The following is a 13,250-nucleotide window of genomic DNA, read 5'->3' on the forward strand; positions in this document are numbered from 1 at the left end:
TTTTTGAACAACTGCATCAGAAATGGTCGTGATGGAATCGAAAAGGAGCGATTACACTTACATCATACCTCAGCGGAAGACAGCAGGAGACTTCAGTTTAACGCAGCAGGCTGTATGGAGTAACGCACATGAAAAACATCGCAATCGCCGTAATGGCTACCCTTTTGCTCACAGCAAACGCGATGGCAGCCATCAAAATCGACGGCCGACAGGCCAGAAATATGGACGATGTGCAGAGCTTAGGCGTCATATACATCAATCATAACATCGCCACCGAAAGCGAAGCAGATCAAGCCTTGAGTGAAGAGAGTGACGCCCACGGCGCCAAATACTATCACCCAATCCTTCTTCATGAACCCGGCAGCAATGGCCTTATTCACGCCAGCGCTGACGTTTACCGCTAGCACCAGGAAAACCACTGAACGTATTTGCCCTAATCCACTCTGCCCCCGGCTCCGGGGGCTTTTTTTCACAAGTGTTTCTGGAAAAAAGCCACCGTCGCGGACAGCGCTTCTGGCGTGATGCGGTGACGCACGCCAGTCTGCCACTCACAGGTAAGCTTTGCGTCAAGCCCGGCCTTCCACAGCGCCTGCTGTAAGCGGAACGTTTCTGCCGCGGGCACAACGTCATCGTCTTCACCATGCCACAGTAACAAAGGCTTCATGGCGAGTTTTTCCAGCTGATGCGTAACGTCCCACTCCGCAAGCTCAGTGGGAAAATCTGGCGACGGAAAGAGCGTACGGGAGAGCGACATAAAATAGCCCGAGCCCATCAGGCTTGCGCCACATTTGATGTCCGGATGCCGGGCAAGAATGCCCAACGCCGTCATGCCGCCCATCGACGCCCCCGCCACTGCCAGTCGTTCCTCTTCCAGCCAGCCCTGCTCAATGATGGCTTCGCGCAGCGCAGCAAATTCCTGGCAGCTGTTCAGCAGGATTGGCCAGAAGCGCTGCATCCGGGCGTTCTCGTCGCCTTCAAAGCGTGACCCGTGATCGGGCGCATCCGGCATAATGACCCGGAAACCAGCCTGCGCCAGCGCCACGGCAAAATAACTGTAGACCAGCTTCGATGAGGTAAAGCCATGATAAAAAACGATACACGGCAGTGGAGAAGCGTTCTTTCCCTGGGGACAGGCCTGCAAAACTTCCCTGCCCGCCAGCTTGCGCACGTCAAGTTCAATCATTACTCTTCTCCTTCTCTCTTTAGCCGATAACGCGCAGTAATATTACCTGCAAATTGCACTGACATTGCGTCCGCCGAATGTTGCGACATGGATTACGCTTTTAGAAAGATTTCATTCGAAAATCGCGCCAGAGATAACAATTCGGGAACATTCCCCCTAAAGGCAAATTATTAGTCACTACACTCATGATTATCAGGAAACGGGATATGGCTATGCAACGTATTACGCCACTGCTTCTGGTGCTGTTGTTATGTGGATGTAGCGTGCTTCAGGGAACACCTGCGGCGCCGCCGCCGAAAACCGACTATCCGCAGGAAATCCAGCGAAACCAAACGGAAGGCCTGCAAAAAATCGGCACAGTCAGCACTATGGTTTACGGTTCACCGATGGACGCAGAAGCGGATATTAAGGCGAAAGTGACTGCCGCCAAAGCGGATTACTACGTGATCGTAATGATTGATGACACCGTGGTTCCGGCGCAATGGTATTCACAGGCGATAATGTATCGCAAGCCGTAAGCGAGGATTATTTAATCCGCTTTACATTGCTTTTCAGCCCTTCACGTTTCCCGATGCACAATGGCGTCATGCCGATTTACGACGGGATGATTGTCCGCGATGGATTGCCCAGGGCTACCTCGGGTTACGTGAAATGGAGCTGACGACGATGAAACACGCCTTTGCCTTCTCTTTAGGATTTTCAAACACGACGGCGCAGCCTGCGGAGTTTGCCAGCGCCGATTGTGTTACCGGACTGAACGAGATCGGTCTGATTTCCGTCAATAATATTTCCGGCACGCTTCAGGACGTCGAATACGTCATCGCCCGCAAAGCCGATGAGCAAGGGGCCAGCTGGTACCGTATTATTCAGATGTATGAGGAACAGCACGCCGATAACTGGCGCGTACAGGCGATTCTTTACGCCTGAGCACACGGGCAGATTTCATCAGTCTGCCCTTTCGTCTTACCCGACGCCGCCCGTCGCTCTGAGTAATAAGTCGTCCTGAACCTGCCCGTCCAGCAGTACGCCTCCTCGCGTATCCAGCATCATGCGGCACCACGCCTGCGCTATCGGTGGCGTCGCCGTTTGCAGCATTTGCGCGCCGCAGCCCAGCAGATAAAGCTGCTGAGTGATTTCCCTTCCCTGCGCTTCTGAAGGCTTATGTAGCCGCTGAGCTAGCTGCCGCCAGGCCCTGTCGAAGTGTCTGTCCTGACCTTTGACTTCATTGCATTCGGCGCTGAGTAAATCAAGCACGCCGGGTTGTCGGGTCAGCACCCGAAGTACATCAAGGCACATAATATTGCCCGAGCCTTCCCAGATGCTGTTCACCGGCATTTCGCGATACAGACGCGGCAGTTCGTTATCTTCGCAATAGCCCACGCCGCCAAGCACTTCCATCGCCTCAGCCACAAATGGCATACCCACTTTGCAGACGCCGAATTTCGCCGCTGGCGTAAACAAACGCGCCCATAGCGTCGCTTCCGGGGAGGTGCGGTTATCCCAGGCCCTCGCCAGACGGAACAAAAACGCGGTCTGCCCTTCCAGCTGCAAAGCCATACGGCTGAGCACCTGGCGCATCAGAGGCTGCTCAATAAGCGGCTTGCCAAAAGCCTGGCGCTGATGAGCGTGATAGAGCGCCACCGAAAGCGCACGCCGCATCAGGCCGTGGCTGCCCAGCGCGCAGTCAAATCGCGTCAGGCCACCCATTTTCAGAATAAGCCGGATGCCCTCGCCCTCTTCACCCAACAGCCAGCCGGTAGTATCAGTGAACTCAACTTCGCTACTGGCATTCGAACGGTTGCCAAGCTTGTCTTTCAGGCGTTCGAGCCGGATCGCGTTGCGTTGCCCGTCGGGCAAAAAGCGCGGCACAAAAAAGCAGGAGAGCCCGCCTTTGGCCTGGGCAAGGACCAGATGTGCGTCGCTTTGCGGCACCGAAAAAAACCATTTATGCCCCACCAGCCGGTACAGCTGGCCGTCAATTTTCTCTGCCCGGGTCGTGTTGCTGAGCACGTCTGAACCACCCTGCTTCTCGGTCATCCCCATGCCGATCAGCAGCCCACGCTTCTGGCTTCCCGGCAGCAGATGCGAGTCATAACGATCGCTCATTAACGGCGTCAGCCAGTTGGCGAAGGGCTGTGGCATCAACCGTTGTAGTAGCGGTGTCGCCGCAAAGGTCATGGTTACCGGGCAAAGCGTCCCCGCTTCCACCTGAGCATGCAGAGTAAAGCGTGCGGCACGCGCCACAAACGTCCCCATCCGCGCATCCTCTTCCCAGGCAAGATTGTGTACCCGATTGGCGCAAAGCCCCTGCATCAACAGGTGCCACGCGGGATGGAAGCGTACATCGTCCAGCCGCTCGCCCGTAGCGTCATAGCGTAGCAGCTCCGGTGGATTGACGTTTGCCAGCCGCCCGAGTTCCAGCGATTCCGCCGTACCAAGCTGCTGCCCGATGCTTGCCAGTAAATCACCATCCCAGCCCGCCCCCTCACGCTGCACGGCCTCCCGTAGCGCCGTATCCGAAAGGAAGAGGTTGCTGTTGTTCAGGGGCGCTGGCTGGTTGAACACGGTATGCGTTTGCCAGGACATGACGTCTCCTTGCTATCAGGGATTGTGCGGTAAGTATGGTCAGCACACGGTAAATCTGCCCATGAAAGCGCGGACAAAAAAGAATCTCCCCCGGCTTCGTGAAGCACATCACAGGCATAAGAATTTTAAATTTCCTTATCATTTTTGTATGGAATAATTTATTCACACGTTAATACACTGTACAAACCGGGAAAGAGTATGCAAACAGGGTCAGTGGCTGGCGCAGCGCACAAGCGCGCGCTTATTGCGGGTTCAATTGGCAACTTTATCGAATGGTATGAGTTTGCCGTGTACGGTTTTCTGGCAACGGTTATCGCCAAAAACTTCTTTCAGCTGGCGGGAGAAGCGCCGCTCACCAGCCTTATCCTCACCTACGCGGCTTTCGCCGTCGCCTTTTTCTTCCGCCCGTTAGGCGCAGTGGTTTTTGGTCGCATTGGCGATCGCATCGGGCGTAAGCCAACGCTGATTCTGGTGCTGGTGATGATGACGTTCGCCACCACGGCGATTGGCCTCGTGCCGGTTTATGCCTCGATTGGCGTAGCGGCCCCGCTGCTGCTGACGGCGCTGCGCATCCTGCAAGGCCTGTTTGCCGGTGGCGAATACGGTGGTGCAGTTTCGCTAATGACGGAGTTTGCCCCTCGCGGAAAACGTGGCCTGTACGGCGCCTGGCAGTCGTTCACCGTGGCATTGGGCCTGCTGGCGGGCGCGGGAATTGTCGCGCTGATGTCGGCCCTACTGACGCCAGAAGCTATGCTCGACTGGGGCTGGCGCGTCCCGTTCTATTTAGCGCTGCCGATGGGTGCTGTCGCGCTCTGGCTGCGCATGCATATGGAAGAAACGCCGAGCTTTGTACGCCAGCAAAAAACCGATACGCCAGCGGTTAAAGCCAGCGTCAGCGGCACTTTTAAAGCAATTGTGACCGGCATTGGCCGCCTGATGGTGTGGTCCGCCGCAGGCTACACCTATCTGGTGATCATGCCTTCTTACCTGCAATCGGCGCTGCATACCGGCTTTAACCAGGCGCTGCTGATCGCCGTTATTTCCAACATTGGTTTTGCGGTCACCATTCTGCCGTCAGGCATGCTCAGCGATAAAATTGGCCGCCGCGCGGTGATGGTTATCGCCACGGTGCTGCTGCTGGCGCTGGCGCTGCCGTTACTGAAGATTTTGCAGGCAGAGTCGAGCACGCTGCTGGTAAAAGCGCTGGTTGTGCTGGTGGCTGGGGGATTAGTCGGCATGCTGGCGGGCCCAGGGCCTGCGATGCTGTCAGAGATGTTCCCGACCAAAGTGCGTTACACCGGGCTTGGGCTGGCGTATTCGCTGTCGAACGCGATTTTCTCGGGATGTGCGGGGCTGATTATCACCGGCCTGATTAAGCAGACGGGGAATCTCGATATTCCGGCTTATTACGTGATGGCAACGGCGGTGGTGAGTATCTTCGCGCTGATGACGCTGAGAAAGGACGACCATCTGCGGTCGCTGGATGAGTAAGAGTTCAGCGCCGTCTGGTGCCCTCACCCCGACCCTCTCCCACAGGGAGAGGGAGCACAGACTAAAAACCTTCTCCGAAGAGAAGGTTTTACTGTTTATACCGCGCGCTGGCGAACGGCTTCGAAAAGGCAAATGCCCGTCGCAACAGAAACGTTCAGCGACGACACGCTGCCCGCCATCGGAATACTGATCAGCTCATCGCAGTGCTCGCGAGTCAGGCGACGCATGCCTTCCCCTTCGGCGCCCATCACCAGCGCCATGCGGCCCGTCATTTTGCTCTGATAGAGCGTGTGATCGGCTTCGCCAGCAGTCCCTACAATCCAGATATTCTCTTCCTGCAGCAGACGCATAGTGCGCGCCAGGTTGGTCACGCGGATCAGCGGCACGCTTTCAGCGGCACCACAGGCCACTTTCTTCGCCGTTGCATTGAGCTGAGCCGAGCGATCGCGCGGAACAATCACCGCGTGGACGCCTGCGGCATCGGCGCTACGCAGGCATGCGCCCAGGTTATGCGGATCGGTAACGCCGTCGAGGATCAGCAGGAACGGATTCTCGAACTGAGCCAGCAGATCCGGCAGATCGTTTTCCTGATACTGACGGCCCTCTTTCACGCGGGCGATGATCCCCTGATGCACGGCGCCGTCGCTCTTCTCGTCAAGGAACTGGCGGTTCGCAACCTGGATCACCACGCCCTGCGCTTCCAGCGCGTGGATAAGCGGCAGCAGACGTTTGTCCTCGCGGCCTTTCAGAATAAAGACTTCCTGAAAACGTTCCGGAGCACGCTCCAGCAGGGCCTGCACCGCGTGGATGCCGTAAATCATTTCACTCATGAAGGGTACTCATTACCTGTTAGTTCAAATATTGTTTTCCCCTCTCCCTAACCCTCTCCCACAGGGAGAGGGAACAGCCCTGAGCTTCGTTCTGGAAAGCTCGCTGTATATTTTCTCCCTCTCCCTACGGGAGAGGGCCGGGGAGAGGGGCTTATCTCTTACTCTGCCGCTTGCTTCTTCACTGCGCGTTTGGCTTTTGTCGCAGCGGCGATTTTAAGCGTTTTATCAGACGGTTTTTTGGCTTTTTGACTGGCCGCCGCCTTCTTCGCCGCTTTTGGCTTCACTTTTTTGCTCTGGCCTTTCTCACCGCGGAAGGCGCTGTCTGGCTCAAAGTTGACCTTTTTCCCGGCATCGCGGCGTTTACCACCCGCTTTACCATTTGCCGGTTTCTTCGCTTTCTCGCGCGCGGTTTTGCCTGGGTTACGCGGACCACGCTCGCTGGAAATCAGCGAGAAGTCGATTTTACGCTCATCCATGTTGACGGCTTCAACCTTCACTTCCACGCGATCGCCAAGACGGTAGGTCTGACCGCCGGATTCGCCAATCAGGCGCTGCCCAATCTGGTCAAAGCGGTAGTAGTCGTTGTCCAGAGACGATACGTGCACCAAACCGTCAATAAACAGATCGTTAAGACGCACGAAGAAGCCGAAGCCCGTAACGCTGGCAATGACCCCGGAGAACACGTTGCCGACCTGATCCTGCATAAAGTCGCACTTCAGCCAGTCGGATACTTCGCGGGTCGCCTCGTCGGCACGGCGTTCGGTCATCGAACAATGCTGACCGAGCTGCAGCATCTCTTCCATGCTGTAGTGCCAGCCGCCGGTCTCCGTTGAGTTTCCTTTGTGACCTTCATCTTTCGCCAGTAAGTATTTGATGGCGCGATGCAGCGACAGGTCCGGGTAACGACGAATCGGTGAAGTAAAGTGGGCGTAGGACTGCAGCGCCAGGCCAAAGTGACCGCGATTTTCCGGGTCGTACACCGCCTGCTTCATTGAGCGTAGCAGCATGGTTTGCAGCATTTCCGCATCCGGACGATCGGCAACGGACTCCAGCAGCTTCGCGTAGTCGCGCGGCTCCGGTTTGTTGCCGCCTGGGAGCTCCAGACCCAGCTCGGCCAGCACGGTACGGAAAGAGGTGATCGCCTCTTCGGTCGGCTTGTCGTGAATACGGAACAGCGCAGGCTCATTCTCTTTCTCGACGAAGCGCGCCGCCGAGATATTGGCGAGGATCATGCACTCTTCAATCAGCTTGTGCGCATCGTTACGCTGGGTTTGCTCAATACGTTCGATGCGACGCTCAGCGTTGAAGATAAACTTCGCCTCTTCGCTTTCAAACGAGATCCCTCCGCGTTCGGCGCGGGAAGCATCAAGCACTTTGTAGAGGTTATGCAGCTCTTCGATATGCTTGACCAGCGGCGCATACTGCTCGCGCAGATCCTGATCGCCCTGCAGCATATGCCAGACCTTGTTGTAGGTCAGACGCGCATGGGAACTCATCACCGCTTCGTAGAACGTGTAGCTTGTCAGGCGGCCCTTCGCTGAAATGGTCATTTCGCAGACCATACACAGGCGGTCGACCTGAGGATTCAGGGAACACAGCCCATTGGACAGCACTTCCGGCAGCATCGGGATGACCTGAGACGGGAAGTAAACCGAGGTGCCGCGGTTGCGGGCTTCGGTATCCAGAGGCGTTGGCGGACGGACGTAATAGCTGACGTCCGCAATGGCCACCCACAGACGCCAGCCGCCGCCGCGTTTCTTCTCACAGAAAACGGCGTCATCGAAATCGCGGGCGTCTTCGCCATCGATGGTAACCAGCGGTAAATCACGCAGATCCACGCGACCGATTTTCGCTTCTTCCGGCACCTGCTCTTTCAGGTTCGCAATCTGTTTTTCAACTTCAGGCGGCCAGACGTAAGGGATTTCATGGGTGCGCAGCGCCATATCCACGGCCATACCGGTGCCCATGTTATCGCCAAGGACTTCGACAATTTTGCCGACGGCCTTGGTGCGGCGGGTTGGGCGCTGGGTGAGTTCAACCACCACCACAAAGCCCATGCGCGCGCCCATGAGTTCTTCCGGCGGAATGAGGATATCGAAGCTCAGGCGGCTATCGTCCGGCACCACAAAGCCGATGCCCGCGTCGGTGAAATAGCGCCCCACGATTTGCCCGGTTCTTGGTTCAAGCACGCGCACGATGCGCGCTTCGCGACGACCTTTTCGATCGGCGCCCAGCGGCTGTGCCAGCACCAGATCGCCGTGCATGCACATTTTCATCTGCTCGGATGAAAGATAGAGATCGTCTTTGCGCCCTTCGACGCGCAGGAAGCCAAAGCCATCACGATGGCCAATGACTTTGCCTTTCAGCAGATCGAGACGTTCCGGCAGCGCATAGCACTGACGGCGGGTGAAAACGAGTTGCCCGTCGCGCTCCATGGCGCGCAGGCGGCGACGCAGGGCTTCCTGCTGTTCTTCACCTTCGATTTTCAGTTCGATTGCCAGCTCATCTCGGCTGACCGGTTTTTCGCGTTGGGTGATGAAATCGAGGATGAACTCCCGGCTCGGGATAGGGTTCGCGTATTTTTCGGCTTCGCGTTGCTGGAAAGGATCTTGTGACATAGCGGTTCCTCCGTTGTCAGCTCCGGTGAAGTGACGAGTCACTCCACCAGCAATAATTTATAAAGCGGTTGATTCTCTTCAACCAAATCGGCCAGCGTGTAGTTATCCAGCTCCTTGAGAAAACTGTTTACGGCCTGAGAAAGTGCCTGTTTTAAACGACAGGCGGGCGTTATATGGCAAAACTCGCTGCTGCAGTTCACCAGCGATAATGGCTCAAGTTCACGAACAACGTCGCCGATGCCAATGGTATGGGCCGGTTTGCCCAGGCGAATACCACCATTTTTACCGCGCACGGCATCAACAAAGCCTGCACGACTTAACTGGTTGATAATTTTAACCATATGATTACGGGACACGCCATACACCTCCGTCACCTCAGAGATACTGGTCATTCGGCCGTCCGGCAGCGATGCCATATAGATTAGCGCACGCAATCCGTAATCGGTGAAACTCGTTAACTGCACATCAACCTCAAAGCGGGAAAAAACGGGGGATTATTACCATTGATGATAAACCAGCCAGCCAGGTAGCGGTTAATTAATTTAAGCGGAGGAAGGCGGAAAGCGGGAACAGAGGGGCGCAATGAATGCGCCCCTGGCATGATTATGCGTCGAACGGGTCGCGCAGGATCATGGTTTCAGAACGGTCCGGGCCGGTTGAAATAATATCAATCGGTACGCCGGTCAGTTCTTCGATGCGTTTAATATAGTCCAGCGCCGCCTGCGGCAGGCCGCTGCGGGTTTTCACGCCAAAGGTGGTTTCAGACCAGCTCGGCATGGACTCATAAATCGGCTCGATGCCTTCCCAGTCGTCGGCAGCCAGCGGCGTGGTGGTCACTTCGCGGCCATCCGGCATACGATAACCGACGCAGATTTTCACCTCTTTCAGGCCGTCCAGCACGTCCAGCTTGGTCAGGCAGAAACCAGACAGGGAGTTGATCTGCACGGCACGGCGTACCGCAACGGCATCCAGCCAACCGCAGCGACGACGACGACCGGTGGTCGCGCCGAACTCGTTACCCTGCTTGCAGAGGAACTCGCCGGTTTCGTCAAACAGCTCGGTCGGGAACGGACCTGCGCCAACGCGGGTAGAGTAAGCTTTGATAATACCCAGAACGTAATCCACATAACGTGGGCCCAGGCCGGAGCCGGTCGCCACGCCACCTGCGGTGGTGTTGGAGGAGGTTACGTACGGATAGGTACCGTGGTCGATATCCAGCAGCGTGCCCTGGGCACCTTCGAACATCACGAAATCACCACGCTGACGCGCCTGATCCAGCAGGTCGGAAACGTCAACAACCATCGCAGTCAGGATGTCGGCAACGGCCATGACGTCATCCAGCACTTTCTGGAAATCAACCGCTTCGGCTTTGTAGAAGTTCACCAGCTGGAAGTTGTGATATTCCATCACTTCCTTCAGCTTGTCGGCGAAGGTCGCTTTGTCGAACAGGTCGCCAACGCGCAGGCCGCGACGGGCCACTTTGTCTTCATAAGCCGGGCCGATACCACGACCGGTGGTGCCGATAGCTTTTGCACCGCGCGCTTTTTCACGAGCCACGTCGAGCGCGACATGATAATCAAGGATCAGCGGGCAAGCTTCGGAAAGCAGCAGACGTTCACGAACCGGGATACCACGGTCTTCCAGTTCTTTCATCTCTTTCATCAGCGCAGCAGGCGACAGCACAACGCCGTTACCGATGATGCTGGTCACGTTGTCACGAAGAATGCCTGATGGAATAAGATGGAGGACGGTTTTTTCACCGTTGATTACGAGAGTATGGCCAGCGTTGTGACCACCCTGGTAGCGTACAACAAATTTAGCACGTTCAGTCAGAAGATCGACGATCTTCCCTTTACCTTCGTCACCCCATTGGGTGCCCAGTACGACGACGTTGTTACCCATTTTTCAAAATCACCGTTTGCTTAAAAATGGATTCTACCATCGGTTTCGATGATGACCAGCACTTTTTGCATCCTAAAAATGATGATTCCGCCGTTTTTTTATTCAGCCAATCGTTCTCGTCAACATGTAGTAGATCACTACGCCTGCGACCACAAGGCCACCGCCAAAACGACGCAAAAGATGGTCCGGAAGCTGTGAAAGTGCCGCCACCATTTTGCGCCAGGCCTGAGGATAGAGCATCGGTCCAAGACCTTCGAGCACCAGTACCAGCGCAAGCGCCAGCCAGATTGTTGAATTCATCATTCATCCTGAGAAAAAGAAAACCACCGCAAGAGCGGTGGTTTTTCACAAAACTACGGGCGAGTTTAACGCGCGGTACTGGTCGGCGTCTTCATGTAACGGAAGAAATCGCTGTCCGGGCTCAGCACCATCACGTCCTGATTGCTTTCGAAGCTGTTCTCGTAAGCACGCAGACTACGGATGAAGGCGTAGAAATCCGGATCCTGGCTGAAGGCATCGGCAAACAGTTTCGCCGCTTCGGCATCACCTTCACCGCGCATGATGCGACCCTGACGCTCGGCCTCCGCCAGCGTTTTGGTCACTTCATAGTCGGCGGCCGCACGCAGTTTCTCTGCCTCTTCCTGACCCTGTGAACGGTGGCGACGGGCTACCGCTTCGCGCTCGGCGCGCATACGGTTGTAGATAGCTTCCGACACTTCCGCAGGCAGGTTGATCTGCTTGATGCGGACATCAACCACTTCAATACCCAGCGCAGCCATACTGTTCGGATTGATCACCGGCACTTTACCGTTGGTTTCCGCAACGACACGTTCTGCCGCTTCCGCGATAGCGCTGTCAGCTGCAGGCGTTGCCACTTCTTCGTCACCGCCGGAGGTACCGGAGTTCAGGGCATCGCGTACTTCGATAGTCAGACGACCGCGGGAATCCGTTACGATATCTTTCACATCCAGACGACCAATTTCAGAACGCAGACGGTCAGAGAATTTGCGCTTCAGCAGCACTTCGGCCTGAGAGACGTCTCCGCCACCGGTTGCCAGGAAGTAACGGCTGAAATCACTGATGCGCCACTTGATGTAGGAGTCAACGATCAGGTCTTTCTTCTCTTTAGTCACGAAGCGATCGGCCTGGTTATCCATGGTCTGGATACGCGCATCCAGCGTTTTCACCGACTGGATAAATGGCACCTTGAAATGGAGGCCCGGCGCATAAATCACCGGCTTCTTGTCGCTGTCACGCACCACGCTGCTGAACTGGAATTTAATTCCGCGTTCACCTTCTTTCACCACAAAGACTGAAGCGTAAAGGCCTACCAGCACGATGATAATTATTGCAATAACTGACTTACGCATCGTTATTCCCCCTGACGCTGGTAGTCGTTACGCTGCGCGTTAGCACGGCGTTGGTCCATGATATCGCTGTCGCTTGTGGCCGGTGCGGCGCTGTTGCTGTTGGCGCTGCTTGAGCTGGATGCAGGCGGCAGGCGCAACAGGCTGCTGGCGCCGCTGCTGTCACTCTTTTTTGCCGGCGCTGCACTGCCACCCTTCAGCATCTGGTCGAGCGGCAGCACCATCAGGTTGCCCCCTTTATCGTTGACCAGCACTTTACGGGTATGGCTCAGCACTTTCTCCATGGTTTCGATATACAGGCGCTCACGGGTAATTTCCGGCGCCGCTTTATACGCAGGCAGAATCTTGACGAAACGCGCAACTTCACCTTGCGCTTCGAGGATAGTCTGCGTCTTATAAGCGCGAGCTTCTTCGAGGATACGCTGCGCCTGACCGTTGGCACGCGGCTGAACTTCGTTGGTGTACGCTTCCGCTTCACGAATGTACTGCTGTTCGTTTTCACGAGCGGCAATGGCATCGTCAAACGCTGCTTTTACCTCTTCCGGCGGACGAGCAGCCTGGAAGTTGACATCCAGCAGGGTGATCCCCATGTTGTACGGGCGAATCGTCTCTTCCAGCTCACGCTGGGTATCGCTACGAATAACGGTACGGCCTTCGGTCAGAATACGGTCCATGGTGTATTTGCCGATCACACCGCGCAGGGCGCTGTCCGTCGCCTGACGCAGGCTGTCGTCCGGGCTGGTCACGCTGAACAGGTATTTCTGCGGATCGGTGATGCGGTACTGCACGTTCATTTCAACGCGCACCACGTTTTCATCAGACGTCAGCATCACACCAGAAGCGGCAAGCTCGCGAACGGCTTCCACGTTGACCGGCGTCACTTCGTCGATAAACGTCGGCTTCCAGTTCAGGCCAGGCTCAACCAGATGGCTGAATTTACCCAGACGAGTGACCACACCGCGCTCTGCTTCTTTAATGGTGTAGAAGCCGCTCGCCGCCCAGATAATGACGACCGCTGCGGCCGCAATACCGACAATACGCCCACTCATTGGCGCACGAGGCCCCTGCGAAGCGCTGCTGCCTCCGCCCGAGCCACCTTTACCACCGCCTAAGCCGCCGAGCTTTTTGCTCAGCTTGCGGAAGATATCATCCAAATCAGGAGGCCCCTGATCGCGACCACCTTTGTTTCCATTTCCCCCAGAGTTGCCGCCTTGATTATTGCTGCTTCCCCACGGGTCGCGGTCCTGTCCGTTATTACCGGGCTGATTCCACG

13 protein-coding genes are annotated in these 13,250 nt (G+C 56.2%); 4 read left to right on the forward strand and 9 right to left on the reverse strand.

The window, feature by feature from the left end; all coding sequences use genetic code 11:
• Window positions 1-128: 128 nt before the first annotated feature.
• Window positions 129-404 (forward strand): DUF1471 family protein YjfY, encoded by a 276-nt coding sequence (gene yjfY, locus RTU33_RS17795; protein ID WP_312629126.1) that lies wholly within the window; start codon window positions 129-131, stop codon window positions 402-404.
• A 65-nt stretch (window positions 405-469) separates the two neighbouring features.
• Here the strand turns inward: yjfY and yjfP are convergent, their stop codons facing one another.
• Entirely contained in the window at window positions 470-1,183 is a 714-nt protein-coding gene (gene yjfP, locus RTU33_RS17800) for an esterase (protein WP_312629127.1), read from the reverse strand.
• A 206-nt stretch (window positions 1,184-1,389) separates the two neighbouring features.
• Here yjfP and bsmA point away from each other — a divergent pair, with 206 nt between their 5' ends.
• Both bsmA and RTU33_RS17810 read left to right on the forward strand, forming a co-directional pair.
• The gene (bsmA, locus tag RTU33_RS17805; protein ID WP_312629128.1) at window positions 1,390-1,701 is read left to right on the forward strand and encodes a biofilm peroxide resistance protein BsmA; all 312 of its coding nucleotides are present in this window, start codon (window positions 1,390-1,392) and stop codon (window positions 1,699-1,701) included.
• Between the two features lie 133 nt (window positions 1,702-1,834).
• A complete protein-coding gene (locus RTU33_RS17810; protein ID WP_312629129.1) occupies window positions 1,835-2,110 on the forward strand; it encodes a DUF1471 domain-containing protein in 276 nt (91 codons plus the stop codon).
• Between the two features lie 36 nt (window positions 2,111-2,146).
• Here the strand turns inward: RTU33_RS17810 and RTU33_RS17815 are convergent, their stop codons facing one another.
• Window positions 2,147-3,769, reverse strand: coding sequence for an isovaleryl-CoA dehydrogenase (locus tag RTU33_RS17815; protein WP_312629131.1), 1,623 nt, complete (start codon window positions 3,767-3,769; stop codon window positions 2,147-2,149).
• A 198-nt stretch (window positions 3,770-3,967) separates the two neighbouring features.
• Here RTU33_RS17815 and RTU33_RS17820 point away from each other — a divergent pair, with 198 nt between their 5' ends.
• Entirely contained in the window at window positions 3,968-5,260 is a 1,293-nt protein-coding gene (locus RTU33_RS17820) for an MFS transporter (RefSeq protein ID WP_409438260.1), read from the forward strand.
• Between the two features lie 95 nt (window positions 5,261-5,355).
• On the opposite strand, the gene rlmB is transcribed toward RTU33_RS17820, so the two are convergent.
• The 7 genes from rlmB to hflK all read right to left on the reverse strand — a co-directional run.
• Window positions 5,356-6,090, reverse strand: a complete 735-nt coding sequence (gene rlmB, locus RTU33_RS17825) for a 23S rRNA (guanosine(2251)-2'-O)-methyltransferase RlmB (protein ID WP_312629133.1) — start codon at window positions 6,088-6,090, stop codon at window positions 5,356-5,358.
• A 158-nt stretch (window positions 6,091-6,248) separates the two neighbouring features.
• Window positions 6,249-8,708 carry a ribonuclease R gene (gene rnr / locus RTU33_RS17830; RefSeq protein WP_312629135.1) on the reverse strand — a complete coding sequence of 820 codons (2,460 nt, stop codon included), beginning with the start codon at window positions 8,706-8,708 and terminating at the stop codon, window positions 6,249-6,251.
• A gap of 38 nt (window positions 8,709-8,746) precedes the next feature.
• Window positions 8,747-9,172: a nitric oxide-sensing transcriptional repressor NsrR gene (nsrR, locus tag RTU33_RS17835; RefSeq protein WP_312629137.1), complete on the reverse strand. Its 426-nt coding sequence runs from the start codon at window positions 9,170-9,172 to the stop codon at window positions 8,747-8,749.
• Between the two features lie 139 nt (window positions 9,173-9,311).
• Window positions 9,312-10,610 (reverse strand): adenylosuccinate synthase, encoded by a 1,299-nt coding sequence (locus RTU33_RS17840; RefSeq protein ID WP_312629139.1) that lies wholly within the window; start codon window positions 10,608-10,610, stop codon window positions 9,312-9,314.
• Window positions 10,611-10,712: 102 nt separating this feature from the next.
• A complete protein-coding gene (locus RTU33_RS17845; RefSeq protein WP_312629146.1) occupies window positions 10,713-10,910 on the reverse strand; it encodes a DUF2065 family protein in 198 nt (65 codons plus the stop codon).
• A 65-nt stretch (window positions 10,911-10,975) separates the two neighbouring features.
• A complete protein-coding gene (gene hflC / locus RTU33_RS17850; RefSeq protein ID WP_312629140.1) occupies window positions 10,976-11,980 on the reverse strand; it encodes a protease modulator HflC in 1,005 nt (334 codons plus the stop codon).
• A gap of 2 nt (window positions 11,981-11,982) precedes the next feature.
• Window positions 11,983-13,250, reverse strand: a 1,268-nt coding sequence (gene hflK / locus RTU33_RS17855; RefSeq protein WP_312629142.1) for an FtsH protease activity modulator HflK, incomplete at its 5' end; no start/stop codon positions are given.

This window comes from Scandinavium sp. (assembly GCF_032012665.1).
Lineage (GTDB): Bacteria > Pseudomonadota > Gammaproteobacteria > Enterobacterales > Enterobacteriaceae > Scandinavium.

What these genes read in the sequence shown, in the direction of transcription:
- RTU33_RS17820 (WP_409438260.1), top strand. Translation starts at nt 3,968, where the DNA reads ATGCAAACAGGGTCAGTGGCTGGCGCAGCGCACAAGCGCGCGCTTATT.
- rlmB (WP_312629133.1), bottom strand. Translation starts at nt 6,090, where the DNA reads ATGAGTGAAATGATTTACGGCATCCACGCGGTGCAGGCCCTGCTGGAG.
- yjfP (WP_312629127.1), bottom strand. Translation starts at nt 1,183, where the DNA reads ATGATTGAACTTGACGTGCGCAAGCTGGCGGGCAGGGAAGTTTTGCAG.
- RTU33_RS17840 (WP_312629139.1), bottom strand. Translation starts at nt 10,610, where the DNA reads ATGGGTAACAACGTCGTCGTACTGGGCACCCAATGGGGTGACGAAGGT.
- rnr (WP_312629135.1), bottom strand. Translation starts at nt 8,708, where the DNA reads ATGTCACAAGATCCTTTCCAGCAACGCGAAGCCGAAAAATACGCGAAC.
- RTU33_RS17815 (WP_312629131.1), bottom strand. Translation starts at nt 3,769, where the DNA reads ATGTCCTGGCAAACGCATACCGTGTTCAACCAGCCAGCGCCCCTGAAC.
- RTU33_RS17845 (WP_312629146.1), bottom strand. Translation starts at nt 10,910, where the DNA reads ATGAATTCAACAATCTGGCTGGCGCTTGCGCTGGTACTGGTGCTCGAA.
- hflC (WP_312629140.1), bottom strand. Translation starts at nt 11,980, where the DNA reads ATGCGTAAGTCAGTTATTGCAATAATTATCATCGTGCTGGTAGGCCTT.
- bsmA (WP_312629128.1), top strand. Translation starts at nt 1,390, where the DNA reads ATGGCTATGCAACGTATTACGCCACTGCTTCTGGTGCTGTTGTTATGT.
- RTU33_RS17810 (WP_312629129.1), top strand. Translation starts at nt 1,835, where the DNA reads ATGGAGCTGACGACGATGAAACACGCCTTTGCCTTCTCTTTAGGATTT.
- yjfY (WP_312629126.1), top strand. Translation starts at nt 129, where the DNA reads ATGAAAAACATCGCAATCGCCGTAATGGCTACCCTTTTGCTCACAGCA.